26 protein-coding genes are annotated in these 25,268 nt (G+C 62.2%); 22 read left to right on the top strand and 4 right to left on the bottom strand.

Features of this window, described 5'->3' with window-relative positions; translation table 11 throughout:
* Window positions 1-10 precede the first annotated feature (10 nt).
* From ACWTV3_RS13165 to rbfA, 17 genes are all read left to right on the top strand, one after another.
* Window positions 11-766 (top strand): ABC transporter ATP-binding protein, encoded by a 756-nt coding sequence (locus ACWTV3_RS13165; RefSeq protein ID WP_341620802.1) that lies wholly within the window; start codon window positions 11-13, stop codon window positions 764-766.
* Window positions 763-1,470: an ABC transporter ATP-binding protein gene (locus tag ACWTV3_RS13160; protein ID WP_498478662.1), complete on the top strand. Its 708-nt coding sequence runs from the start codon at window positions 763-765 to the stop codon at window positions 1,468-1,470. The genes ACWTV3_RS13165 and ACWTV3_RS13160 overlap by 4 nt, the downstream gene beginning before the upstream one ends.
* Window positions 1,467-2,342: a branched-chain amino acid ABC transporter permease gene (locus ACWTV3_RS13155; RefSeq protein WP_100390004.1), complete on the top strand. Its 876-nt coding sequence runs from the start codon at window positions 1,467-1,469 to the stop codon at window positions 2,340-2,342. The genes ACWTV3_RS13160 and ACWTV3_RS13155 overlap by 4 nt, the downstream gene beginning before the upstream one ends.
* Window positions 2,339-3,418: a branched-chain amino acid ABC transporter permease gene (locus ACWTV3_RS13150; RefSeq protein ID WP_498478661.1), complete on the top strand. Its 1,080-nt coding sequence runs from the start codon at window positions 2,339-2,341 to the stop codon at window positions 3,416-3,418. Before ACWTV3_RS13155 ends, ACWTV3_RS13150 begins: the two co-directional genes overlap by 4 nt.
* Window positions 3,415-4,977: a class I adenylate-forming enzyme family protein gene (locus tag ACWTV3_RS13145; protein ID WP_498478660.1), complete on the top strand. Its 1,563-nt coding sequence runs from the start codon at window positions 3,415-3,417 to the stop codon at window positions 4,975-4,977. The genes ACWTV3_RS13150 and ACWTV3_RS13145 overlap by 4 nt, the downstream gene beginning before the upstream one ends.
* The gene (locus ACWTV3_RS13140) at window positions 4,974-5,630 is read left to right on the top strand and encodes a TetR/AcrR family transcriptional regulator (protein ID WP_100390007.1); all 657 of its coding nucleotides are present in this window, start codon (window positions 4,974-4,976) and stop codon (window positions 5,628-5,630) included. The genes ACWTV3_RS13145 and ACWTV3_RS13140 overlap by 4 nt, the downstream gene beginning before the upstream one ends.
* Complete coding sequence (locus ACWTV3_RS13135; RefSeq protein ID WP_498478659.1) at window positions 5,627-6,373, top strand: 3-hydroxybutyrate dehydrogenase; 747 nt, start codon at window positions 5,627-5,629, stop codon at window positions 6,371-6,373. The genes ACWTV3_RS13140 and ACWTV3_RS13135 overlap by 4 nt, the downstream gene beginning before the upstream one ends.
* The gene (locus ACWTV3_RS13130) at window positions 6,370-7,278 is read left to right on the top strand and encodes an alpha/beta fold hydrolase (RefSeq protein ID WP_498478658.1); all 909 of its coding nucleotides are present in this window, start codon (window positions 6,370-6,372) and stop codon (window positions 7,276-7,278) included. Before ACWTV3_RS13135 ends, ACWTV3_RS13130 begins: the two co-directional genes overlap by 4 nt.
* A 14-nt stretch (window positions 7,279-7,292) precedes the next feature.
* Window positions 7,293-8,051, top strand: coding sequence for a CoA transferase subunit A (locus ACWTV3_RS13125; RefSeq protein ID WP_498478757.1), 759 nt, complete (start codon window positions 7,293-7,295; stop codon window positions 8,049-8,051).
* Window positions 8,051-8,692 (top strand): CoA transferase subunit B, encoded by a 642-nt coding sequence (locus tag ACWTV3_RS13120; protein ID WP_498478657.1) that lies wholly within the window; start codon window positions 8,051-8,053, stop codon window positions 8,690-8,692. Before ACWTV3_RS13125 ends, ACWTV3_RS13120 begins: the two co-directional genes overlap by 1 nt.
* A 45-nt stretch (window positions 8,693-8,737) precedes the next feature.
* Window positions 8,738-9,796: an alpha/beta fold hydrolase gene (locus ACWTV3_RS13115; protein ID WP_498478656.1), complete on the top strand. Its 1,059-nt coding sequence runs from the start codon at window positions 8,738-8,740 to the stop codon at window positions 9,794-9,796.
* Between the two features lie 40 nt (window positions 9,797-9,836).
* A complete protein-coding gene (gene ispG, locus ACWTV3_RS13110) occupies window positions 9,837-10,985 on the top strand; it encodes a flavodoxin-dependent (E)-4-hydroxy-3-methylbut-2-enyl-diphosphate synthase (RefSeq protein ID WP_189621863.1) in 1,149 nt (382 codons plus the stop codon).
* Between the two features lie 18 nt (window positions 10,986-11,003).
* Window positions 11,004-12,785 (top strand): proline--tRNA ligase, encoded by a 1,782-nt coding sequence (locus ACWTV3_RS13105; RefSeq protein WP_498478655.1) that lies wholly within the window; start codon window positions 11,004-11,006, stop codon window positions 12,783-12,785.
* Window positions 12,786-12,860: 75 nt separating this feature from the next.
* The gene (gene nusA / locus ACWTV3_RS13100) at window positions 12,861-13,862 is read left to right on the top strand and encodes a transcription termination factor NusA (protein WP_100390011.1); all 1,002 of its coding nucleotides are present in this window, start codon (window positions 12,861-12,863) and stop codon (window positions 13,860-13,862) included.
* Window positions 13,863-13,980: 118 nt separating this feature from the next.
* Window positions 13,981-14,271, top strand: a complete 291-nt coding sequence (locus ACWTV3_RS13095) for a YlxR family protein (protein WP_498478654.1) — start codon at window positions 13,981-13,983, stop codon at window positions 14,269-14,271.
* A 90-nt stretch (window positions 14,272-14,361) separates the two neighbouring features.
* On the top strand, window positions 14,362-17,172 hold the full coding sequence (gene infB, locus ACWTV3_RS13090) for a translation initiation factor IF-2 (protein WP_498478653.1): 2,811 nt from the start codon (window positions 14,362-14,364) through the stop codon (window positions 17,170-17,172).
* Window positions 17,173-17,295: 123 nt separating this feature from the next.
* Window positions 17,296-17,793 (top strand): 30S ribosome-binding factor RbfA, encoded by a 498-nt coding sequence (gene rbfA / locus ACWTV3_RS13085; RefSeq protein ID WP_498478652.1) that lies wholly within the window; start codon window positions 17,296-17,298, stop codon window positions 17,791-17,793.
* 51 nt (window positions 17,794-17,844) lie between these two features.
* On the opposite strand, the gene ACWTV3_RS13080 is transcribed toward rbfA, so the two are convergent.
* Together ACWTV3_RS13080 and ACWTV3_RS13075 are read right to left on the bottom strand one after the other, a co-directional pair.
* Window positions 17,845-18,690 carry an iron-sulfur binding domain-containing protein gene (locus tag ACWTV3_RS13080; RefSeq protein ID WP_498478756.1) on the bottom strand — a complete coding sequence of 282 codons (846 nt, stop codon included), beginning with the start codon at window positions 18,688-18,690 and terminating at the stop codon, window positions 17,845-17,847.
* A gap of 44 nt (window positions 18,691-18,734) precedes the next feature.
* Window positions 18,735-19,739, bottom strand: coding sequence for a ketopantoate reductase family protein (locus tag ACWTV3_RS13075; RefSeq protein WP_498478651.1), 1,005 nt, complete (start codon window positions 19,737-19,739; stop codon window positions 18,735-18,737).
* A 131-nt stretch (window positions 19,740-19,870) separates the two neighbouring features.
* Here ACWTV3_RS13075 and truB point away from each other — a divergent pair, with 131 nt between their 5' ends.
* From truB to ACWTV3_RS13055, 4 genes are read left to right on the top strand one after another with little or no spacing between them, the layout of a single operon-like run.
* Window positions 19,871-20,845, top strand: coding sequence for a tRNA pseudouridine(55) synthase TruB (gene truB / locus ACWTV3_RS13070; RefSeq protein ID WP_498478650.1), 975 nt, complete (start codon window positions 19,871-19,873; stop codon window positions 20,843-20,845).
* On the top strand, window positions 20,838-21,206 hold the full coding sequence (locus ACWTV3_RS13065; RefSeq protein WP_498478649.1) for a hypothetical protein: 369 nt from the start codon (window positions 20,838-20,840) through the stop codon (window positions 21,204-21,206). Before truB ends, ACWTV3_RS13065 begins: the two co-directional genes overlap by 8 nt.
* 25 nt (window positions 21,207-21,231) lie before the next feature.
* Window positions 21,232-21,645, top strand: coding sequence for a hypothetical protein (locus ACWTV3_RS13060; RefSeq protein ID WP_498478648.1), 414 nt, complete (start codon window positions 21,232-21,234; stop codon window positions 21,643-21,645).
* A 1-nt stretch (window position 21,646) separates the two neighbouring features.
* A complete protein-coding gene (locus ACWTV3_RS13055; protein ID WP_498478647.1) occupies window positions 21,647-22,603 on the top strand; it encodes a bifunctional riboflavin kinase/FAD synthetase in 957 nt (318 codons plus the stop codon).
* 9 nt (window positions 22,604-22,612) lie between these two features.
* Here the strand turns inward: ACWTV3_RS13055 and ACWTV3_RS13050 are convergent, their stop codons facing one another.
* Window positions 22,613-22,882 (bottom strand): hypothetical protein, encoded by a 270-nt coding sequence (locus tag ACWTV3_RS13050; RefSeq protein WP_498478646.1) that lies wholly within the window; start codon window positions 22,880-22,882, stop codon window positions 22,613-22,615.
* A gap of 90 nt (window positions 22,883-22,972) precedes the next feature.
* Here ACWTV3_RS13050 and ACWTV3_RS13045 point away from each other — a divergent pair, with 90 nt between their 5' ends.
* A complete protein-coding gene (locus ACWTV3_RS13045) occupies window positions 22,973-24,220 on the top strand; it encodes an MFS transporter (RefSeq protein WP_498478645.1) in 1,248 nt (415 codons plus the stop codon).
* On the opposite strand, the gene ACWTV3_RS13040 is transcribed toward ACWTV3_RS13045, so the two are convergent.
* A complete protein-coding gene (locus ACWTV3_RS13040) occupies window positions 24,217-25,182 on the bottom strand; it encodes an ROK family protein (protein ID WP_498478644.1) in 966 nt (321 codons plus the stop codon). The genes ACWTV3_RS13045 and ACWTV3_RS13040 overlap by 4 nt on opposite strands.
* Window positions 25,183-25,268 lie beyond the last annotated feature (86 nt).

Below are 25,268 nucleotides of genomic sequence, written 5' to 3'. Positions count from 1 at the left end.
CTAACGAACTATGTCGAACCAGCCCGTGCTCACGGTGGAGCACCTTGCCCTCACGATCGGGGGTGCGGTCATCATTGATGACGTGTCACTCTCGATCGCTCAGGGCGAGATGCTCGGCGTGATCGGCCCTAACGGGGCCGGCAAAACCACGCTCTTCAATCTCATTTCTGGGGTGATGACTCCCACCGGTGGCGTTGTCACGCTCGAAGGGCGTGATGTCACGAATCAGTCCATTGATGCGCGGGCCCGGGCTGGGCTCGGCAGAACCTTTCAAACATCCAGTCTCTTTCCGGCGCTTAGCGCGCTCGAGAATGTTCGCCTGGCAGCCCAAGTGAAATTGGGCGGCGCGACCTCGGTCATTCGTTTTCCGCGAGCGCACGACAAAGCAACAACCATCGCTCGAGCTCGGCTCGACGAGGTGGGGCTGAGCCACCACAGCGAAACCGAAGCCGGGGTTCTTTCTCACGGCGACAAGCGCAAGCTCGAGATCGCGATGTTGCTGGCCACCGACCCCAGCGTGATCCTGCTCGACGAGCCGATGGCGGGTGTCGCTTCGGGCGATGTGGCCGGGCTCACCGAAGTGATCCGGCAGGTGCATCAGTCGGGTCGCACCGTGCTCATGGTCGAACACCACATGGATGTTGTACTCGGCCTGGTCGACCGCGTTGCGGTCATGCACCATGGCCAGCTTCTCGCCTGTGACACCCCGGATGCCGTGATGGCAGACGAAGCGGTGCAGAAAGCTTATTTGGGGGCTCCACTATGACCGACACTGTGACCGACTCGATTCTGTCGGTTGCTGGATTGAGCGCGAGTATCGCCGGCCAGCAAGTTGTTGAAGACGTGAGCTTCGAGATGCTTCCCGTTGGCGTGACGGCACTTCTGGGCCGTAACGGCGTCGGAAAGACAAGTACGCTGCGCGCCATTATGGGGCTCATCGAACGCTCTGGAGAGGTGACGATTGCGGGGGAGCGCGTTGATCGCGAACCCACTCACCGCATCGTGCAGCGCGGCGTTGGCTATGTGCCGGAGGACCGTGAGGTGTTTTCCTCGCTCACGGTTGCCGAGAACTTGCGGTTGGCCGAGCGCGATTCGTCGCCGAATCGCCAACTGATCCATGAACTTTTCCCTGACCTTTCGGACCGGGCCGGCCAGCTTGCGGGTACGCTCTCGGGTGGTCAACAGCAGATGGTGTCGCTCGCTCGTGCTCTCGTCAACGACAATCGCGTGCTCCTGGTTGACGAGCCGACGAAGGGCCTCGCTCCCCTCATTGTCATGGATGTCGCCAAAGCGCTTGAGCGCGCTGCCCAGACGGTGCCGGTACTTCTGGTCGAACAAAACCTGCAAGTCGTGCGGATGCTCGCCGAGAAAGCCATCGTGCTTGAAGGCGGTCGCGTGGTCTACGACGGCAGTGCCGAAGAACTCTTGAGCAATGAAGCTCTTACGAAAGAACTGTTGGGGGTCGCATGAGCACCATAATTCTTCTGCTCATCACGGGCCTCGGGCTCGGTGCGCTGTACTTCTTGGTCGCTTCCGGCCTTTCCCTGATCTACGGCCTCATGGGTGTGCTCAACTTTGCGCACGGCTCGTTTCTCACGCTCGGCGCCTTCGCCGGTTGGGAACTGGCCCGGCGGATGGACGGCAGCAGCTGGGGCACGCTCATCGCCTCGCTGGTGCTCGGAATGGCGGTCGGGGCCTTCGTGGCCGCCGCTACCGAGTTCCTTCTCATCCGGCGGCTCTACAACCGGCATATCGAGCAAGTGCTCGTGACGGTCGGTCTGGCTCTTGCCTCGGTTGCGCTCTTCGAAGGTATTTGGGGCACGGACGCGATCTATGTCACCGCCCCCGAATGGCTCTCACAGACGACCGAAATCTTGGGCGCCCGTGTTCCCAACGATCGCTTCTTAATGATCGGCGCCGCGGTGTTGGTGTTGCTCGGTATTGTCGCCTTCCTGCGGTACACCCGCTTCGGACTCATCATCCGGGCCGGCGTTGAAAACCGCTCGATGGTGACCGCTCTCGGTATCGATGTGCGCAAGGCCTTTACGGTCGTGTTCGCGATCGGTGGCGCTGCTGCGGGTCTTGGCGGAGTGCTCGCCTCGCACTACTTCGGCTACGTGTCGCCCCAGCTCGGCGGATCCCTGCTGATCTTCGCCTTCATCGTCACCGTCATTGGTGGGCTTGGTTCGCTCGCGGGTGCCGCTATCGCTTCCGTTGTTGTCGCGGTACTTCAGCAATTCGCTAACTACTTTTGGGGCGGAACCGGCGACTTGATGGTCGTCCTGTTGCTCGCCGTCGTGCTGTTGGTACGCCCGACCGGAATCTTGGGGAAGAAAGCATGAAGTCGCTCTCAAAGTTGAGCCAGCGCACCTGGTGGATCGTCGGTGGTGTTCTCGTAGTCATCGCAGCTCTCTTGCCATTGCTGAACATCTCGATCCCTGGTGTACTGCCCGGGGCAACCTACACACCGGGCACGCTGCAACTGCTCGCCCTGGCACTGCTCTTCGCCTCGCTCGCACTGAGCTATCACCTGCTGTTCGGTACCGCCGGGATGCTCTCCTTCGGTCACGCGCTGTACTTTGCACTGGGTGCCTATGGGCTCGGCATCGTGCTGCACGAGACTGAACTGACGCTGTTGCCGGCCCTTGGCCTGACGCTCGCGATTGTAATCACGGCGGCCTATTTGCTGGGCTCGTTGAGCCTGCGGGTGACCGGCATCTCCTTCGCGATGGTGACTTTGGCGTTTGCTCAGGCCGGCAACGTGCTCGTGCGTCGCAACCCCGGCATCACGGGCGGTGAAGAGGGCTTGCGACTCGACACCGAGCACATCCCGGACTTCTTCATTGGCGTTCTGAATACGCGCAACCTGTATTGGCTCGCCCTTGCGCTACTCGTGGTGGTGTTCGTCGTTGTCGCCTGGTTCGAGAACTCCCGCGCCGGTCACGCGGTAACGGCGACGCGCGAGAACGAATTGCGCGTGCGGGTGCTTGGCCTCCGCCCGTTCGGCGTCAAGCTCATGGCCTTTGTCATCGCCTCCGTGCTGGCGTCGCTCGTGGGAATGGTGCACTTGCTGCTGCAGAGCGGTACAACACCCCGCGCCACGTCTGCTGACTTCACGCTCACGATCCTCGTGATCGTCGTGCTCGGTGGTGTCGGCTCCCGCTGGGGCGCTATCGTCGGCGGCATCATTTACACCCTGCTCGATCAGCGCCTGACGGCATTGGCCAGCTCGGATGCCATCGACGGACTTCCGGCGATCTTGCGGATTCCCCTCTCCGAGCCGCTCTTTATCCTCGGCACGCTGTTTATCCTTGTGGTGTTGTTCCTTCCCGGAGGAATCGCCGGTGCGGTGCAGCGCCTCTCCACAGGCACCAGTCTCGCGCCGCAGAAGCGTCAGCGGCTCGAGGAGGCAGAATGACCCAGTCTGAAGGGCTACACACGCTCGGGCGGTGGACTGCCGACCGCGCGCTCGCTACGCCCGACAGGGTGGCCGTCGACGACCGCGGCGTCGTGCTGACCTACCGTCAACTGGATGACCGGGCCACGGCGCTCGCCGAAGCTTTCCTCGCGGGCGGCTATGGTGTCGGTGATCGCATCGCCACCATCACGGGCAACAGCTCGGACCACGTGGTTGTGTTCTTCGCGTGTGCCAAGGCGGGGCTCGTGCTCGTTCCGCTCTCGTGGCGCCTGTCACCGCGAGAGATCGCGCAGCAGCTTGAGCAGGCTGATCCTGCACTGCTCCTCGTTGAGGACGAGTTCTCGACGCTGGGCACTCTCGCCACCGATCGTCTCGTCGTGCCGATTGCTCGCGGCATCCTCGGCACCCACGGCATCGAGCGGGACATCGTGGCACCGTTGCGCAGTGAGGCAACGACTCCCGTGCATCGCCCCGTGCGCGACGAGGATGCTCTGCTCATCATCTTCACGTCGGGAACGCTCGATCAGGCCAAGGGTGCCATTCTCAGCCACGCCAATTGCTTCTGGACCAACCTGTCGCTCTCGCGCACCGCTGAGATCACGAGTGCCGACACGGTGCTGGCCGTCATGCCTCAGTACCACGTGGGTGGCTGGAACATTCAGCCGCTGCTGGCCTGGTGGATGGGCGCTACGGTCGTGCTCGAGCGCACCTTCGATCCCGCTCGCGTGCTGCAGCTCATCGCTGACCGCCGCATCACCACGATGATGGGCGTGCCCGCCAACTACTTGATCCTCTCGCAGCATCCGCGATTCGCCTCGAGCGACCTGTCGAGCCTCGCGCACGCCATCGTCGGGGGAGCACCGATGCCCGAACCGCTCTTGCGCGTCTGGCACAGCCGCGGTGTGGCCCTGACTCAGGGCTATGGGCTTACCGAAGCTGCGCCGAACGTCTTGTGCCTGCCCGATGAGGAAGCGCGCACGCGCATCGGCTCCGCGGGCAAGCCCTACCCGCACGTGGATGTCGACATTGCCGACCCCGTGACGGGAGAGCGCATTGAGGGTGCTGGCCAGGGCGAACTGCTGGTCAAGGGCCCCGGAGTGTTCAGCGGCTACTTCCGTGCCCCCGAGGCCACCGCGCTGGCGCTGCGCAACGGATGGCTCGCGACCGGCGATCTCGTCAGCCGCGATTCTGAAGGCTACTACCGCGTTCTCGACCGCCTCAAAGACATCTTCATCACCGGGGGAGAGTCCGTTGCTCCTGCCGAGATCGAGGGCGTTCTTTTTGGGCATCCGGCGATTGCCGATGTGGCTGTCGTCGGGGTTCCCGATGAGAAATGGGGCGAAGTCGCCGTGGCTTGGGTTGTCGTGCGCTCCGGAGCTTCCACCGATGAGACCGACGTTCTCAACTTTGCGAGCGCAAGCCTGGCGAAATACAAAGTGCCCCGGCGCGTGATCTTTACCGAACACATCCCACGGTCATCCAGCGACAAAGTTCGTCGCCGGGTGCTGCTGGGGCAATGGACAGAAGAGTCCGCACAAGCAGGACGGATCAGTTCATGAGCACACCACTCACCGCTCGCGGTACCCGCACCAAAGCAAAGCTCATCGAGGCCGCCGAAACGGTCTTTGCGCGCTACGGCTACACGGATGCTTCGGTCGTGCGCATCACCGAAGAAGCGGGCGTCGGTCAAGGAACGTTCTACCTGTACTTCGCGAGCAAGCTCGAGATCTTCGAAGAGCTCGTGGAAGATCTCAACCGCCGCGTGCGTCGTGCCATGAGCGAAGCCTCGGGCGCAGCATCCAACCGCATCGAATCGGAACGGGCCGGTTTTCGTGCGTTCTTTGAGTTCACCGCCGAACACCCCGCGCTCTACCGCGTGGTGCGCGAAGCAGAATTTGTCTCGCCCAAGTCGCTGCGCCTGCACTACTCACGCATTGTCGATGGCTACATCGAAGGTCTTAAAGAGGCTCAATTGCTGGGCGAGATCGGGGACATTGACCCGACCGTTGCCGCGTGGGCCCTCATGGGCATTGGCGAGATGATCGGGATGCGCTGGGTGCTTTGGGGAGATTCTGCCGATGCCGGCAACGATGCCGACCCCACCGCCAGCGGCACCTCGCGCGTGCCCGACGACGTTCTCGATCAGATGATTACGTTTATCCGCCGCGCTCTGGCCGTGCCAGAGCCGAGCACCGAAGGAGTCGAGAAATGACCGATCTCACGGGCCGTCGAGCCCTTGTCACGGGGGGAGCGAGCGGTATTGGTGCTGCCTGCACCGTCGCCCTCGCGAAAGCCGGAGCCCACGTCATCGTGGCTGACCTTAATGGCGATGCCGCTCGGGCTCAAGCTGAGATTGTGGGGGGCGAAGCCTGGCAGATCGACCTCACCGATAAGGCGGCGCTCGCGGACCTCTCACTCGACGTCGACGTGATCGTCAACAACGCGGGCATCCAGCACGTCAATCCCATCGAGACGTTCGACCCGGTGATGTTCAGCCGCATCCTCGACCTCATGGTCGAGGCACCCTTCTTGCTCGTGCGGGCGGCGCTGCCAAAGATGTATGAACGCAACTTCGGTCGCATCATCAACCTCAGCTCTGTTCACGGCTTGCGTGCTTCGCCGTACAAGTCGGCGTACGTGACCGCCAAGCATGGGCTCGAGGGCTTCTCCAAGGTCACCGCGCTCGAGGGCGGCGCTCATGGCGTCACGAGCAATTGCGTGAACCCCGGCTACGTGCGCACGCCGCTCGTCGAGAAGCAGATCGCTGATCAGGCCAAGGTTCATGGCATCCCGGAATCCGAAGTGGTCGAGAAAGTCATGCTCACTGAGAGCGCTATCAAGCGCCTCGTTGAGCCGGCTGAAGTGGCCGACCTCGTGCTCTGGCTTGCAGGCGACAGCGCCGGCATGGTCACGGGCGCTTCGTACACGATGGATGGCGGCTGGAGCGCACGATGACTGCCCTACACACGACCATCACCGTTCCTGTCGTCGGCGGTGAACTGACCGCGGCGATCTGGGAACCCGAGTCAAAACCTGTCGCCACGATCCTTCTGATCCACGGCATTACGGCCTCGCATATGTCGTGGCCGCTGATCGCCGCGGCCTTCCCCGACTGTCGGGTTATTGCTCCTGATCTTCGCGGTCGCGGTGCGAGCCGCGACCTACCTGCTCCGTTCGGGATGCCGCAGCACGCCGCCGACATGAACGTGCTGTTAGAAGCCACCGGCACCGAGTCCGCGCTCGTCGTCGGGCATTCGATGGGGGGATTCGTCGCTGCAACCTTGGCGGCGCAGCACCCGGAGCGTGTCTCCAGCTTGCTCCTCATCGATGGCGGCTTGCCGATCCCGGCACCCGAGGGCACCTCGATGGAGGAGCTGCCGCAGGTGATCTTGGGTCCGGCAGCGGAACGGCTCTCAATGACATTCCCCGATCGGGAGAGTTACCAGGAGTTCTGGCGCGTGCATCCGGCCTTCGCCGACAACTTCACGTCGGCAGTGCGTGACTACGTTGACTACGACCTTGTCGGCGCTGCACCGCACCTGCACCCCGCGAGCTCGATCGACGCGGTGAGCTTCGATGCCTTGCAACTGAGCGGAGACGCCCAGTATCGCGCGGCTCTCGAGGGGCTCAGCATGCCCGTGCACTTCATCCGGGCACCGCGGGGTCTTCTCAATCAGGTACCGGCGTTGTATCCTCCGGAACAGTGTGACCACTGGCGGTCAGAGCTTCCTCATGTGGAATTTCACGAAGCGTCAGACGTCAATCACTACACAATTACTTTGACGCAACGAGGCGCAGATATCGTCGCGGGCGTCATGACTCAACTAATGGCGAACCAACCGCGGGAGGTCCGAGCGTGAGTATCGACAAGACAATGGGGTCGGCGGCAGAAGCGGTCGCTGATATTCCGAGCGGGGCATCCTTGGCAGTCGGCGGCTTCGGCCTGTGCGGCAACCCGATGGTGCTCATCCAAGCGCTGCTGGAGTTGGGCTCCGACGATCTCAGTATCGTGAGCAACAACTGCGGTGTGGATGACTGGGGGCTCGGCGTGCTGCTGGCCGCCCGTCGCATCCGCAAAATGACGTCGTCGTATGTGGGGGAGAACAAAGAGTTCGAGCGCCAGTTCTTGACGGGGGAGCTCGAAGTGGAGTTGACCCCGCAGGGAACCCTCGCCGAGAAGCTCCGGGCCGGTGGCTCGGGAGTGGCCGCGTTCTTCACGCAGACCGGCGTCGGCACTCAGGTAGCCGAGGGTGGCCTGCCGCGTCGCTACGACGGTTCCGGCGGTGTGGCGATTGCGTCGCCCCAGAAAGAGGTTCGCTCGTTCGAAGTGCGGGGAACCGCGAAAGACTTCGTACTCGAAGAAGCGATCACGACCGACTTCTCGCTCGTTCACGCGCTCAAGGGTGACCGCCACGGCAACCTTGTCTTTGCCAAGTCGGCGCGCAACTTCTCGCCGCTCGCGGCGATGGCCGGGCGTATCTGTATCGCCCAGGTCGAAGAGATCGTCGAGCCCGGCGAGATTGAACCGGATGCCGTTCACCTGCCCGGCGTTTACGTCTCGCGAGTGATCGAAGTTGGCTCCGATGTCGAGAAACGAATCGAACGTCGCACAGTGCAGAAGGTGGTCGCATAATGGCTTTGACTCGCGAAGAAATGGCGGCCCGTGCCGCTCTCGAACTGGCCGATGGCTCGTACGTAAATCTCGGAATCGGTCTTCCGACGCTCGTGCCGAACTATGTGCCTGAAGGTCGCACGGTGGTGCTGCAATCGGAGAACGGCATCCTCGGAGTCGGTCCGTACCCGACCGAACAGAACGTCGACCCCGACCTCATTAACGCGGGAAAAGAGACGGTCACGACCCTCCCGGGCACCGCCTTCTTTGACTCTGCGATGAGCTTCGGCATGATCCGCGGCGGCAAGATTGATGCAGCCATCCTCGGTGCCATGCAGGTCTCTGTTGCCGGTGACCTCGCCAACTGGATGATCCCCGGCAAGATGGTCAAGGGCCCCGGCGGTGCGATGGACCTTGTGCACGGCGCTGCGCGCGTCATTGTGCTGATGGAGCACGTCGCAAAAGATGGCAGCCCCAAAATCGTGAACGAGTGCTCGCTACCGCTGACTGGCCGCGGTGTCGTTCACCGCATCATTACTGACCTCGCCGTCATCGACGTGACGGATCGCGGTCTCGTTCTCCGCGAACTCGCTCCCGGCGTTGACGAAGAAACCGTGCGCGCCGCCACCGAACCCGAGCTCATTGTCGAGCTCACCGCCTAACCAGTTTCGCCACTTCCCGTAGTTCAACTCACCAAAGGACACACCATGGCTACCCTTCTCGCCGGCATCGTTCAGCACAGCGTTACGACACCGCGCATTGTCGCATCGGTGTTGGAGCGCCCGGCCGACAACCCCACATCGACCGTCGTGTTCGTGCACGGCAACGTGTCATCGTCGCTGTTCTGGCAGCCAACAATGCTCGCGCTCGACAGCAGTGTGCGCGCACTGGCCATCGATCTGCGTGGTTTTGGTGACAGCGAAACGCTTCCCGTGGATGCCACGCGGGGCGTTCGCGATTTCTCCGACGACATCGCCGCGGTTCTCGACGCGCTCAGCATTGAGCGGGCGAGCTTCGTCGGCTGGAGCATGGGCGGTGGGGTCGTGATGCAGTTCATGCTCGACTATGCCGAGCGCGTCGACACTGTTTCGTTTGTGTCTCCTGTCTCGCCCTTCGGCTTCGGCGGCACTCAGGGTGCAAATGGCGAACTACTGAACCCCGAGTGCTCCGGCACGGGCGGCGGGGGAGCGAATCCCGATTTCGTAGCCCAGTTGAACGCGGGTGATGCTGCTGACGAGTCGCCGACATCCGCTCGCACGGTGTTCCGTACGGCGTATGTGGCGGATGCCGTGGCCCACACCGAACACGAAGATCTCTGGGTCGAATCAATGCTCACGACCGCCACGGGCGAAGACAACTACCCGGGCGACTCGGTTGCTGTTGACGCTTGGCCTGGCTTCGGCCCCGGTGGACGTGGCGTGCTCAACACCATGACGCCCAACCACTTCAACGTCAGCGCCATCACCGAACTGCCCACGAAGCCGCGTGTTCTGTGGGTTCGAGGTGTGCAAGACGCGATCGTGTCGGATGCCTCGGGCTTCGACCTCAACTTCTTGGGGCAGCTTGGTGTTATCCCCGGCTGGCCCGGTGCCGAGGTTGCTCCGCCGCAGCCGATGATCGAGCAGACCCGCGCGGTTTTCGAGCAGTACAAGGCCAATGGCGGCGAGTACACCGAGCTGGCATGGGAGAACTGCGGTCACTCCGCTCATCTTGAACGTCCGCAGGAATTCGTGGATGCACTGACTGCTCACCTCGGCGCGCGCTAGCGTTCCGCCGATGTTCAGGTGTCGGCTTTAGGATAGACGAGTGCCAGCAATCAATCTCGGAATGCCGAAAGTCCCTGAAGTCCTCGCTCCCCGTCGCAAGACCCGGCAGATCAAGGTCGGTTCAGTAGGCGTCGGTAGTGAGTCGCAAGTCAGCGTTCAGTCCATGACGACAACGCAAACCACCAATATCGATGCCACTCTGCAGCAAATTGCCGAGCTGACGGCTTCGGGTTGCGACATTGTGCGCGTTGCTGTGCCTCATCAGGACGACGCGGATGTGCTGCACATCATTGCGAAGAAGAGCCAGATTCCGGTTATTGCCGACATCCACTTTCAGCCCCGTTATGTCTTCTCGGCGATTGATGCCGGAGTCGGAGCTGTGCGCGTCAACCCCGGAAACATCCGCAAGTTTGACGACAAGGTCGGCGAGATCGCTAAGGCTGCCAAGGATGCGGGCACGAGCCTGCGCATTGGTGTCAACGCTGGTTCGCTCGAGCCGAGCCTGCTCCAGAAGTACGGCAAGGCCACCGCGGAGGCTCTCGTCGAGAGTGCTGTGTGGGAGGCAAGCCTCTTCGAAGAGCACGACTTCCACGACTTCAAGATCTCGGTGAAGCACAACGACCCGATTGTCATGGTTAAGGCGTACCGAATGCTCGCTGAGCGTGGAGACTGGCCGCTGCACCTCGGTGTGACCGAGGCTGGGCCTGAGTTCCAGGGCACGATCAAGAGCGCTACGGCGTTCGGCATCCTGCTCTCGGAGGGCATCGGAGACACAATTCGTGTCTCGCTCTCGGCGCCTCCCGTGCAGGAGATCAAGGTTGGCTTGCAGATTCTGCAGTCGCTGAACCTGCGCGAGCGCAAGCTTGAAATTGTGTCGTGCCCCTCGTGTGGTCGCGCTCAGGTCGACGTTTACAAGCTCGCCAACGATGTCACTGAGGGCCTTGAAGGTATGACGGTTCCGCTGCGCGTCGCTGTAATGGGCTGTGTTGTCAACGGACCGGGTGAAGCCCGCGAAGCTGACCTCGGTGTGGCCAGCGGTAACGGTAAGGGCCAGATCTTTGTGAAGGGTGAAGTCATCAAGACGGTTCCCGAAGCAGACATCGTGGCCACGCTGATCGAAGAGGCGAACCGCATTGCAGCAGAGATGCCTGCCGGTGCTACGGGAAGTCCGCAAGTTCTCACCCCGTAGGCGCACTACCATTGAGGCGTGTCTACACGTCTCTCTCAACTCTTTGTCCGCACGCTTCGCGAAGATCCCGTCGATGCTGAAGTAGCTAGCCACCGCCTTTTGGTGCGCGCCGGCTACATCCGTCGTCAGGCTCCCGGCGTTTTTGCGTGGTTGCCTCTCGGTCTTAAGGTTCGCCGCAAGATCGAGGCGGTCATCCGCGAAGAACTCGAAGCATTTGGCGCGCAAGAAGTGTTGTTCCCGGCTTTGCTGCCGCGCGAACCTTACGAGCTCACGGGTCGCTGGACCGAGTACGGTGACGGAATTTTCCGCCTCAAAGACCGCAAAGACGCCGACTACCTGTTGGCTCCCACGCACGAAGAGGTCTTCACGCTGCTCGTGAAAGACCTGTACTCGAGCTACAAAGATTTGCCGCTGTCGATCTACCAGATTCAGGACAAGTACCGCGATGAGGCTCGTCCTCGCGCCGGCCTCCTGCGCGGTCGTGAGTTCTCGATGAAGGACAGCTATTCCTTCGACTACACGGATGCCGGTCTCGACATTTCGTACCAGCAGCACCGTGATGCCTACGAGCGTATTTTCACCCGCTTGGGCCTCGAGTACGTTGTGGTGTCGGCGGATGCGGGAGCGATGGGTGGCTCGAAGAGCGAAGAGTTCCTGCACCCGACTCCCATTGGTGAAGACACCTTCGTCCGTTCGGCTGGTGGCTATGCGGCCAACGTTGAGGCGTACCGCACGACTCCGCCTGAGGCGCAGCCGATCGAGGGGCTGCCCGCGCCGCTCGTCTTTGATTCACCCAACACGCCCACGATCGACACCCTCGTTGCTCTCGCGAACGAGCAGCAGCCTCGCGCTGATCGTCCGTGGACGGCGGCCGACACGCTTAAGAACATCGTGCTGGCGCTCACCTCGATTGATGGCTCTCGCGAGCTCGTCGTCGTCGGCCTCCCGGGCGACCGCGATGTCGATATGAAGCGCGCTGAAGTGGCGTTTGCTCCGGCTGAGGTCGAACCCGCCACCGAGAAAGACTTTGCAGAATTGGCCAAGCTCGAGGGCAATCCCGGCTTCGTCAAGGGCTACATCGGTCCGTGGTCGCCCGAGGGCGCCGTTATCGGCGAGAAGTCCGCTACCGGAGTGCGCTTCGTTCTCGACCCCCGCGTTGTTGATGGCACTCAGTGGATCACGGGCGCCAACGTTCACGAGAAGCACGTTCTCGGACTCGTGGCTGGGCGCGACTTCATCGCTGATGGCACTGTCGAAGTGGCGGATGTCCGCGCCGGCGACCCTGCTCCTGACGGTAGTGGTCCTATTGAGACCGCTCGCGGCATGGAGATCGGTCACGTATTCCAGCTCGGCCGCAAGTACGCCGAGGTTCTCGGGCTCAAGATTCTCGATGAGAACGGCAAGCTCGTCACCGTCACGATGGGCTCCTACGGAATCGGTGTCACGCGGTTGATGGCAGCAATCGCCGAGACCACTAACGATGGCAAGGGGCTCCTCTGGCCCAAGAACATCAGCCCCTTCGACGTTCACATCGTCGCAGCGGGTAAGGATGCCGTGGTCTTCGAGACCGCAGAGACCCTCGTTGGTTCGCTCGAGAGCGCTGGCCTCGACGTTCTGTTCGACGACCGCCCCAAGGTCTCGCCCGGCGTCAAGTTCGGCGATGCAGAGCTTCTGGGTGTCCCCATGATCGTGATCGTCGGCCGCGATGCTGCCAACGGAATGGTCGAAGTCTGGGATCGCGCCACCAATGAGCGCACGAGCACGCCGGTTGCCGACGTCGTCGCTGCACTCACTAAATAAGCCAGCTAAACTAGCAAGTTCGGAGCCGCAGACGGTTCTGAGTCACAACCCCTAAATGAATATCGGAGGTCCTCAATGGATATCGACTTGAGCGTGCTGCGCATGATGGAGCGCGAGCGAGAGATACCGTTCGAAGAACTGGTGCAGATCATTGAGCAGGCGATTTTGAGCGCCTATCTCAAGCACGTTGAGGCTCCCGAAGGTAAGGCTGTAGAAGTACAGCCGACCGCTCGTGTTGTGCTCGACCGCAAAACCGGCCACGTCAGTGTCTGGGTCCCTGAGTACGACGAAGAGGGTGCGGTTATTGGCGAGGCTGAAGACAGCCCCAGTGATTTCGGACGTATTGCCGCGTTCGCAGCAAAACAGGTCATCAATCAGCGCTTGCGCGACATTGGCGACGACAAGGTTCTCGGTGAATTCAAGGGTCGCGAGGGCGACATTGTTGCCGGTGTGATCCAGCAGGGTCCTAACCCGCGCATGATTCACATCGACCTGGGCACCGTAGAGGCAATCATGCCTCCCGAAGAGCAGGTTCCCAGCGAGGAATACACCCACGGTGCGCGCATCCGCGTGTACGTCACCGCGGTGAACAAGGGCGACAAGGGGCCGCAGATTACGGTCAGCCGTACGCACCCCTCGCTCGTTCGCAAGCTGTTCGCTCTTGAGGTTCCTGAAATCGCGAGTGGACTCGTTGAAATCACTTCGGTTGCTCGCGAAGCCGGCCACCGTACCAAGATGGCGGTTCGCGCCACTGAAGCCGGCATCAACGCTAAGGGCTCGTGCATTGGCGAACTCGGTCAGCGCGTTCGCGCGGTTACCGCCGAGCTCAACAGCGAGAAGATTGACATCGTCGACTACTCGGAGAACCTTGCTGAGTTTGTGGCCAATGCGCTTTCGCCGGCCAAGGTATCGAGCTCTTACGTGATCGACGAAGCCACCAAGGCTGTTCGCGCCCTCGTGCCCGATTACCAGCTGTCCCTCGCGATCGGTAAGGAAGGGCAGAACGCCCGCCTGGCTGCCAAGCTCACGGGTGCGCGCATCGACATTCAGCCCGACTCCATTCTCGACGAAGACTAATCGTTCGCCCGGTTCAGCCCCGCTCGCCCGTGTGCGGCGGGGGTGACCGGGTGTGTTGCGCCGCTGCCCGCGCTCGTGATGGGCGCGGGGGAGTGCGCGATTGCAGAGTAGGGGTATTATGGATGCAGTAAGAACGTGTGTTGGCTGTCGCGCGAGCGCCAGCAGAACCGCGTTACTGAGGGTTGTCGCATCTCACGGTGCGGTGGTGGCCGACCAATCGGCCACACTTCCGGGTCGCGGTGCGTGGCTTCATCCCACAATTTCGTGTTTTGAGTCTGCAGTAAAACGCAGAGCTTTTGCGCGTGCGTTGAAGGTGGATCCACCGCTAGATACCGGAACACTTCTTTCAGTGTTAGCTGAATATGAGGCGGGACATCAACCGATGTCCCCTAACGAACAGGCTGATTGACCTATGGACAACTAATGAGCGGCTCGAAATGAGTTCCGTCCGTAATTAGTGGTCTGCCCCTGTCTGGGAGCAGACCCAGACAGGAGAAAAGTGGCTGCAAAACCACGCGTACACGAAGTCGCCGCCGAAGCTGGCGTCGATAGTAAGGCTGCCCTAGCGAAGCTCAAAGAAATGGGCGAATTCGTTAAGGGCCCATCCTCGAGCATTGAGCCCCCCGTCGCTCGACGGTTGAAGGCTGCTCTCGAGGCTGACGCCGCGAAGGCACCGGCCGCAGAAGAGAAGCCCAAGGCTGCTCCGAAAGCCGCGCCCAAGGCCGCCGCGAAAGCGACGCCTAAGCCGAAGACCCCCATGCCCAGTGCACCGACCCCGGCGAACGTTGCTGAGGAAGCACCCGCTGCGGCAGCAGAACCCGAGCAGCCTCGCGAGCCAGAAGAGGGAGCGGTTCCCGCTCCGTTGACGGTCGCTGAGCGTCAAGCACAGGCTCTTGCCGCCGAGAAGGCAGCAGCAGCGGAGAAGGCTTCCGCCGAGTCTGGCGCGAAGCCCAAGGGAGCGGCAGATGCGCCGAGCCCCTCCGCCGTCCCTCGTCCGGGTACGCCCCGTCCGGGAAACAACCCCTTTGCCTCTAACCAGGGAATGGGTCGTCCAGCACCCGCCGGCGGTGCAAGTTCAATTCCTCGTCCCGGCGCACCTCGCCCCGGACTTCCGCGTCCGGGTGCACCGCGTCCGGGTGCACCTCGTCCCGGCGCTCCGCGTCCCGGTTCGCCGCGCCCCGGCGCTCCGCGTCCCGGTGGGCCTGGCCAGGGCCAGCGTCCCGGCGGCTTCGGTCAGCGCCCCGGCGGTCCCGGTGGAGCAGGTGCTGGTGCCCGTCCCGGCGCAGCTGGTGGCGGATTCCGTCCCGGTGGAGCACCGAACAACTTTGGTCCTAACCGTGCACCAGGCGGCGGCCGCGGCCGTGGTCCCGGTGGAGGTACCGCAGGTGCCTTTGGTCGCGGTGGCGGCAAGAGCAAGGCACGTAAGTCGAAGCGGGCGAAGCGGGCAGAGTTCGAACTGAGAGAAGCACCTTCGCTTGGTGGCGTTAGCGTCCCCCGCGGAAACGGCAAGGAAGTAATTCGCCTTCGTCGTGGTGCCTCGATCACCGATTTCGCCGACAAGATCGACACGAGCCCCGGAAACCTCGTCACCGTTCTGTTCCACCTGGGGCAAATGGCGACAGCAACCGAGTCCCTCGATGAGGCGACCTTCGACATCCTGGGCGAAGAGCTCGGGTTCAAGATCGAAATGGTCTCCCCAGAAGAAGAAGACCGCGAACTGCTTCTTGGCTTCGACATGGACCTCGACCAAGAGCTGGAAGACGAATCAGACGATGAACTCGTCATCCGTCCTCCCGTTGTTACGGTCATGGGTCACGTCGACCACGGTAAGACCAAGCTGCTCGACTCCATCCGTAACGCCAACGTTGTTGCTGGCGAAGCCGGTGGCATCACGCAGCACATTGGTGCGTACCAGGTCGTCAAGGAGCACGACGGTATCGAACGTCCGATCACGTTCATTGACACCCCGGGTCACGAAGCGTTCACCGCTATGCGTGCTCGTGGTGCTCAGGTCACCGACGTTGCGATCCTCGTGGTTGCAGCAGACGACGGAATCATGCCTCAGACGGTTGAAGCACTCAACCACGCTCAGGCAGCTAACGTTCCGATCGTTGTCGCGATCAACAAGATCGATAAAGAAGGCGCCAACCCCGCAAAGGTTCGCCAGCAGCTCACCGAATTCGGCCTCGTTGCCGAAGAGTACGGTGGAGACACGATGTTCATGGACGTTTCGGCGCTCAACAACGTCGGTATCACCGAGCTGCTTGACGCTGTGCTCCTGACGGCGGATGCCGGACTCGACCTGCGTGCAAACCCCAACAAGGATGCTCGTGGTGTCGCGATTGAAGCCAAGCTCGACAAGGGTCGCGGTGCTGTTGCTACCGTGCTCATCCAGTCGGGAACGCTTGAAGTGGGAGACCCCATCGTTGCGGGTACCGCTTACGGTCGCGTTCGTGCAATGTTCGACGAAAACGGCGAATCGGTTACTCACGCGGAGCCTTCGCGCCCCGTTGCAGTACTCGGTCTGACCTCTGTACCCAAGGCCGGCGACGTGTTCTTGGTTACCGATGACGACCGTATGGCTCGTCAGATCGCTGAGAAGCGCGAAGCAGCAGAGCGTAACGCCATGCTGGCTCGTAGCCGCAAGCGCATCAGCCTCGAGGACTTCACGAAGGCCCTCGAAGACGGCAAGGTCGAATCGCTCAACCTCATCATCAAGGGTGACGTATCGGGTGCTGTTGAAGCCCTCGAAGAGTCGCTGCTCAAGATCGAGGTCGACGATTCCGTACAGCTGCGCATCATCCACCGTGGTGTGGGTGCTGTCACCGAGAGCGACATCAACCTCGCGACCGTCGACAACGCCATCATCATTGGATTCAACGTTCGCCCCGACCCGAAGGCACGCGAGCGCGCCGTTCGCGAAGGTGTCGACGTGCGTTTCTACTCGGTCATCTACGCCGCACTCGAAGACGTCGAGAGCTCGCTCAAGGGCATGCTCAAGCCGGAATTCGAAGAAGTGCAGTCGGGTGTTGCAGAGATCCGCGAGATCTTCCGCTCCTCCAAGGTCGGAAACATCGCCGGTGTCATCGTGCGCTCGGGAACGATCACGCGAAACGCCAAGGCACGAGTTATCCGCGAAGGTGTCGTCGTTGGCGACAACCTCGCTATCGACTCGCTGCGTCGCTTCAAGGATGACGTCACTGAAGTTCGTACCGACTACGAAGCCGGTATCGGTCTTGGTAAGTTCAACGACATCCAAATCGGTGACGAGATCGAGACAATCGAAATGAAGGAAAAGCCGCGGGTTTAGCCGTTGGCTTATGACGGCACCCAGGTCAGAAAGCGGAGCTACGCAGGCTCCGCAAGCTTCCTGGCCTGGGTGCCGTCAACGCCTCGGTACACCCCGAGGCACAGAGAGTACTAAGGAGTAGAGATGGTCGACGCAGCTCGTGCCGCGAAAATGGCGGACCGCATCAAGGTAATCGTTGCCAAGACGCTTGAGCGTGGCATCAGAGATCCTCGCTTGGGTTTCGTGACCATCACTGACGTTCGGGTAACCGGCGACCTCCAGCACGCCTCCGTGTTCTACACGGTCTACGGCAGCGACGAAGAACGCGCCGAAAGTGCCGCCGCCCTTCAGTCGGCGACCGGGCTCGTGCGCCGCGAAGTGGGAAAGAACCTCACCGCGCGTCTCACTCCGTCGATTCAGTTCATTGCCGATGGCATCCCCGAGAACGCGGCCCTCATCGACTCGCTCCTCACCGAAGCGCACAAGCGTGATGCTTCTGTTGAGGCGCTCAAGAAGACCGCTCAGTACGCGGGAGACGAAGACCCCTACGTGAAGCCGCGCGACATTGCCGCCGAAGAGGAAGCCGCTGGCTTCGACGACGACGACGACGACGACGGTCACTACGTCAGCGGTAACGCTTAAGCGTTCTTCTTCAGGCCACGTAAGCGGTCTGTGCGATCCGCAGCGGTCGTTCTAGGGAAGAACGTAGCCCGAGCCCTCGGCGACGGCGAGTCCGTCTTTCAGGAGGCCAGCCAGTGCGCGCTCTCGCTGGGCGGCATCCGCCCAAACCTGCTCGATTTCGGCTGCCGTCACGGGGATATCGCTCGCGCGCAGCTCAGCGAGAATGAGCCCGCGCACCTGGCGATCCGAGCCTTCAAACTTCTTCTGCACGACCTGCTTTTTGCCGTCGTAGGCCGGATAGCCGGCCGCACGCCATGCGCAGAGGTCGCGTACGGGGCATTGCTCACACAACGGCTTCTTGGCGGTGCAGACAATAGCGCCGAGCTCCATGATGGCGGCGTTCGTTGCTTGAGCGTCAGCACGCTCCTCGGGAAGCAGGAGTTCCATTGCTGCGAGGTCGCGCTTAGTCGACGGAGGGCCGGCCTCCCCGACGCCATCCACTGCTCGAGCGATGACTCGTCGCACATTGGTGTCGACCACTGGATGCCGGTGCCCGTAGGCAAAAGCGGCCACAGCCCGTGCGGTGTAATCGCCGATACCGGGCAAGGCCAAGAGGGTCGGCACATCTTCGGGCACCACGTTGTCGTGCTGCTCGGCAATTGCTGTTGCCGCGGCATGCAGGTTGAGAGCACGTCGGGGATAGCCAAGGCGTTCCCACGCTCGCACCGCATCGCCGGGAGCGGAAGCAGCAAGCGCTGCGGGCGTCGGCCACCGCTCAAGCCACTGCTCAAGGCGAGGGATCACCCTCACCACAGGAGTCTGCTGCAGCATGATCTCGCTGACGAGAATGCCCCACGCGCCAAAACCGTCGTGGCGCCAGGGCAGGTCGCGCCCGGCTTCAGCAAACCACTCGCGAATCTGGCGCGAAAGTTCAGCGCGATCCGGCGAGGGTGCAGCGGCGGTCACTGTTGTGTCGCGGCGGCGAACCGCGCTACGGCGTCGTCGATGGTCAGGAAGTTTCCGGTGGCCTCGACGTCGTGCACAAGCTCGACCATGAGTGCGTTCACCGGAGCCCCGCGACCACTTTCTTGCGCTGCTCGCACTACAGCGCCGTTGAGGGCATCCACTTCGCTCGGTTGGCCGCGACGAATGCTCTGCAGGGTGGAGCCAGGGTTCGGGGTGCGGCCCATGCGTCGGCTCATCGCTCGCGGGATGAGCTGGCCCAACCACAATGGCGAACTCGCAAGCTTGCGCAGGCGACGGTGGGAGAGACCTTGAAGGGTCTCGAAGTGGATTCCTTGGGCGAGAGCGATCGTGGCGGTCTCGCGCATGCTTGCGGTCATGATGAGACGCAGTCGGGCATCGGCGATGACCTGTTGCACGCTGAGCCCGGTGATGGCGGGTAGCGCGTTGACTTGATTGATGACGAGCTTGGTCCACTGAGCGCCGCGAAAATTCGGCACGGCAAAGGTGGGCATGATGGCGTGGAGCACGTCAGCGGCGTAGCGGGCAGGCACGTCGTTGTCGCCGGCAACGCCGAGGTAACTCGGGCCCGCAGCAGTCACGTGGATGGTGCCGGGGGAGAGAAACGAGGAGGCAAAAGTGGCGAGTCCGCCAATGATGTCGGATCGCGGCGAGGCCTGGGCAGCGGTTTCGAGGGAGTCGAGACCGTTCTGGAAGATGACGACAGGAACATCGCGCACGAAACGAATGTTGTCGCGAAGGGCTTGTTCTGCGTCGTGCGCTTTCGTTGCCACGATGACGAGTTCGTTGACGCGGCTGAGGGTCGCGGCGGCGCGAACCGAGGAGACGCTGTCGCCCCACGCTCCTGTGAGCGTGAGGCCTGACTCTCGAATGGTGTGGAGGTGAGCGCCACGTGCCGTGACTTCAACATCATTGCCGGCGCGCGCGAGTAATCCTGCAATTGCGCCGCCGACGGCACCTGCCCCAATAATGCCGATTCGCATAGCGGCAGTCTAGGCGCAGCGGATGAAGATATCTCGTCACGGTGGTGCAGGGACACACGCGCGTAGGCGGCGTCAGAATTGGCTAAAGTTGATGGGCTACCCATCCGGGGTTGCCAGGGTGGAGGAATCGCATGGCTAAGCCGCCGCGCAATCCTGCTAGTGGAATCTTGTTCGTCGACAAGCCACAGGGCATCACGAGTCATGGCGTTGTCTCGCGCGCCCGCAAGTCTGTCGGCACCCGCAAAATTGGGCACGCTGGCACTCTCGATCCGATGGCAACTGGGCTCCTTGTCCTCGGAGCGAACAATGCCACGCGACTACTCACCTACCTCGTCGGCCTCGATAAGCAGTACACCGCGACGATTCGACTGGGCGCATCCTCGAACACCGACGACGCCGAGGGTGAGCTTTCGGAGTCAGCGGATGCCGCGGCACTCGCCGCTGTCAGTGACGAAGACATCGCTCACGCCGTCGCCCATCTCACCGGAGCTATTTCGCAGCGCCCGAGTTCCGTCAGCGCCATCAAGGTTGATGGCAAGCGTGCGTACACGCTGGCGCGAGCCGGCGAAGAGGTCGTTCTCGCGGAGCGCACGGTCACTGTTTCTCGCTTCGAAGTGCTCGAGACCGCGCGCGGAGAGTTCATCGATCTGAAAGTTGTGGTCGATTGTTCGTCGGGCACTTACATCCGGGCACTGGCTCGTGACCTCGGCGAGGCGCTCAACATCGGCGGGCACCTGACGGTGTTGCGCCGCACCAAGGTTGGCCCGTTCTCTGTGGAGAACGCGAGCGCTCTCGATTCCGATCTGGAGACGCAGTTGGTTGCTCCCGCGGTGGTAGCCGCCCAACTTTTCGAGACCGTGCAGCTGGATGCCGAGCAGTCGAAAGATCTCTCTGACGGCAAGCGAATCGCTCTGGAACCGCAGCAAGCATCACCGATTGCCGCGCTCGCGCCCGATGGTCGCCTTCAGGGGCTCATTCACATCGTTGATGGGCGCGCCCGCGTGCTGTCCAATTTCCCGCGCGATGCGCAGCCTCTCGAACCTCACGAGCATACTGCTCCTGAGGGCGAGCCCGCTTCTGAGGAAGGAACCCCGAACAATGGTTGAGTGGTTTGTGTGGGTGCAAGTAATCATTGCGGTTCTGGCAGGAACGGCCGCCGTTATCGCCGGCTTTGCTAAGGTCACGCCCAACGATTACTCCTTAGGGGCAACGCTCCTCGTTGAAGCGCTGCTGATCGTGCAGTTGGTCATGGCTATCGTCGCTCCTTTCTTGGGCAATGTGGCTACCGGTAGCGCCCTTGAGTTCTGGATCTACCTGGTGTCGGCCATCCTGATTCCGCCCGCCGCTGTCATGTGGGGCCTCATCGAACGCAACCGCTGGAGCACCGTGATCCTGGGGGTCGCGTGTTTGTCGATCGCTGTGATGGTTTACCGCATGAGCCAGATCTGGTTTGTGCAATTGGCCTAGCCAAGAGCGCCTAAAGTTGAGAGAGATGACAAGTAAACGTTCTTCGACTGCCTCGGGTATTGGCCGAGTGCTCATTGCCGTCTACGCCGTGATGGCGTTGGGCGCTACCGCGCGTTCGCTGTTTCAGATCGCGACGAAGTTTGACGAGGCTCCGTTCGCCTATCTCTTGTCGGCGGTAGCAGGGCTCGTGTACATCGTTGCGACCGTTGCGCTGATCCGTTCGGGGCGCACCTGGTATCGGGTCGCCGTCGTGGCGATTGTCTTTGAGCTCCTGGGGGTCATCACCGTGGGCACACTCAGCCTCGTGGATGCCGTGCTGTTCCCGGCAGACACCGTCTGGTCAGCCTTCGGCGCTGGCTACCTCTTCATCCCGCTCGCTCTTCCCGTGCTCGGCCTTATTTGGCTGTACCGGGTACGTATCGCTGAGGGGCGTCGCTGATATGGATCTCTTCGAATCATTGGATGCCGTGCCCGAGGCGTACGGCCCGGTTGCCATCACGATCGGCAAGTTCGACGGCGTGCACAGCGGGCACCGTGCCGTGCTCGCGCGCTTGCGTGAGGTCGCGGCTGATCGTGGTTTGCGTTCGGTCGTGGTCACGTTCGATCGCAACCCCATGAGCTTGCTGAACCCCGCTGCGTGCCCGCAACCCTTGCTGAGCAAGGAACAAAAGCTTGAACGTCTGGCCACGACTGACGTCGACGGCTCGCTCGTGCTGACCTTTGACCAGGCGCTAAGCGAGGTCTCGGCCGAAGACTTTGTCTCGACGGTACTGGCCGGGGCGCTCGACACGAAGGTTGTACTTGTCGGTGCTGACTTCCGCTTCGGCGCTCGCGGCGCTGGCGACGTGGCGCTACTGCGCGAACTGGGCGAAGCGCATGGCTTCGAGGTCGTCGTTATTGACGACATCGCTCTCGAAGAGGGCCGCCGGGTCTCTTCCACTTTCGTGCGTGAACTGCTGTCGGAAGGTCGAGTGGCGGAGGCTGCGCAGTTGCTCACGGCAGCGCACTCCGTGCGGGGCGTCGTCGTTCTCGGCCAACAGCGCGGGCGCGAGCTCGGGTATCCGACCGCTAATCTCGATCGCAACTCGGAGGGGTTCATTCCCGCCGATGGCGTTTATGCCGCGTGGCTCGTTATCGACGGTGTTCGCTTCGCCGCCGCCGTCTCTATCGGCAACAACCCGACTTTTGACGGGGTGCCTGAGAAGCAAGTAGAAGCCCACGCTCTCGACCAAGATTTCGACATCTACGGCAAGCGAGTCGAGATCGAATTCGTCGAATATGTGCGCGGGATGGTCAAGTACACGACGGTTGAAGCGCTCATCGATCAGATGTGCCTCGACGAGGTTGCCGTGAGAAAAATCTTGGGCGTCCCCGCGAAAGAGACGCCCAAGAAATAGGCCGTACGACTAGCCCTTGATGAGCTTATTGAGCGGAACCTTCACACCGTTCTTGAGGTTCTCCACGATGTCGTCGGGGACATCGCCGATGAGGGGCAGGTTGAGGTCCTTCGCCCAGTTGGAGATGGTCTCGAGAATGGTGTCGGTGTCGAGGCCCTGCAGCGTCGGCTGGATGCCTTCCCAAATGGGCTCAAGAGCATCGGTGTCGAGGCCCTTACCCTGAACGAGCCCGCCGACAACGTCGCCGATGTCTCCGAGGTCGAATCCGCTGTTACCCATAGGTGTCTCCTAAGACGATTGGCCGACACGGGTTGTCGGCGATACTGACCATCGTAGGGGTTGGAGTTTTCGCACCGTAGACTCGTGCGAATGACTACCCCCACGCGCACCCTCTGGAGGGGCCGCCTTCTTGCGCTTGCTGGCATCCTTTTCGTCGCGCTGAACGTGCGCACCGCGGTTGCCGCCATCTCTCCGATTATCGGCATTATTGAGAACGATATTCCGATCTCCAGCCTCGGGCTTGGCGTGCTCGGGATGTTGCCTCCGATCGCCTTTGCGATCGCCGGGCTGGCCGCTCCGGCTCTCGCTCGCGCCCGCGGCGTCGACGCGAGTCTGTTGATCGCAGCGGCCGCCATGGTTGCCGGCTCCGCGCTTCGTGCCGTCAGCGACAATTACATTCTTTTGGCGCTCGGCAGCCTCATCGCGCTTGCAGGTATGGGAGTCGGTAACGTATTGCTGCCCCCGGCCGTGAAGAAGTACTTCCCGGATCGTCTTGCGACGGTGACCGGTGGTTACGTCGTGCTCATCTCTTTGGGCGCCGCCATTCCTGCTTTCTTCGCGGCCCCTGTGGCCGAGGTCGCTGGTTGGCGTGCCTCCGTCGCCGTGTGGGCAGTGCTCGCGCTCACGGCCTTCGTTCCGTGGCTTGTGCTCACGGTGCGCGGCCGCCGCGCGAAGCGCAACGCTGCCCTCGACTCGACAGTGGTGCCGGTGGCATCCAGCATCTCGGTGTGGGCTGTGGCCAAGTCGCGCACGGCGTGGGCGATCACGATTGCGTTCGGCGTTTCGTCGATCGGGTTCTACTCGTTCTTCGCCTGGTTGCCCGAGATTTTGATCGAATCAGCGGGGTTCACTCCCGTCGAGGCGGGCGGGATGCTTTCGCTCTTCGGCCTCATTGGCATTCCGCTCGGCATCCTGAGCCCGATTCTGGCCAACAAGGTCTCAAACATTGGCGCCGTCATGGCCGGGGGAGTTTTTGCCGGAGTGCTCGGCTACCTCGGGCTCGCCTTTGTGCCGACGACGCTCACGTGGGTGTCGGTCGTGCTCGTCGGGTTCGGCACCATTCTGTTCCCGTTGTGCCTCGTGCTTATCAATCTGCGCACGCGAAGCCATCAGGGATCGGCGGCGCTGAGCGGTTTCGTGCAGAGCGTGGCCTACACGGTTGCCGCTCTCGGCCCCTTCGCGGTAGCACTCGTGCGCGAACTGAGCGGTGGCTGGGTCTGGCCGTTGATGTTCTTGCTCGTCTCGAGCTTGCTGGCGCTCATCAGTGCCGCAATGTTGGCGCGCCCGAGCTTCGTCGAAGACGAACTCGGGATTGCTGTAGCGGCGCTCGAGGACTAGCTCGAGCTGAGTGCAGACGTGCTCAGTCGCTCCGGGTGATGCACGAGAGCGGCAGCGCCGATCAACGGACCGTCGCTGGAGAGCCCTGATGCCACAACGCGCACCTTAGTGATGAACGGGAACGGTGCGCGGTCGGTGATCGCTTCGGCAACGAGGTCGATGTAATCGGCGGCCACGTGCGAGAAGCCGCCGCCAATGGCGACGAGTTCAAGATCGACGAGGGCCGTTGCTGACGCAATTCCGTGGCCGACGGCACGAGCCGAACGACGTACGGCGCTGATCGCGATGTCGTTCCCGGCTGCGTAGTCCGCGGCAAGTTCTTCACCGGTCGAGCCGGTCCAACCCTGGGCCTGCGCCCATTCGACAGTTTTGGGACCAGAGGCAACCGCTTCGACACAGCCGGTTCCGCCGCAGCCGCACACTACGGTTTCTCCGCCGACTTCGACGTGACCGAAGTGGCCGCCGTTGCCGGTGGGGCCGTCGATGAGCTGGTTGTCAAGAATGAGACCGCCGCCAACGCCGGTCGAAACGACCATGCCCATGAAGTACTTCACTCCTTGGGCAGCGCCAATCCAGTGTTCGGCCAGGGCGATGCAGTTACCATCGCCGCGAAGGGCAACCGAAGAGCCGGGAAGCTCTGCTTCGACTAGTGCGCGCACGCCGTAGTCGCGCCAGGCGGGCAAGTTGAGGGGGGACACTTCGCCGCGCGATACCGAGATGGGCCCGGCGCTACCGATGCCGACGCCGAGGAGTTCAGCACCTTCGGGCAGAGCGGCGGTCGACTGGCGCACGACCGTGCGCACACTCTCGGCGAGTTGCTCGCTCGACGATGCGCGGCCCGTGGGTGCGCGGAAGCGGCTTGTCGCAAGGACGACACCGTTCGGGTCGACGAGGGCAGCCTCGACTTTGGTTCCGCCAATATCAATGGCGAGGGCATAGCGATTCGATGTGGTGGTGGTCACGGCATCCACCTTATGGGGTGCGGGGGGAGTGACGCGCCCGTAGGCCCACGTTCGTGTGGTGTTCAGGTTCGGGGTGTTGGCTGCGC

The organism is Salinibacterium sp. AL4.1 (assembly GCF_059767305.1).
The sequence above is the reverse complement of the archived record's forward strand: the minus strand, read 5'-3'. Positions and strand labels throughout refer to the sequence as shown.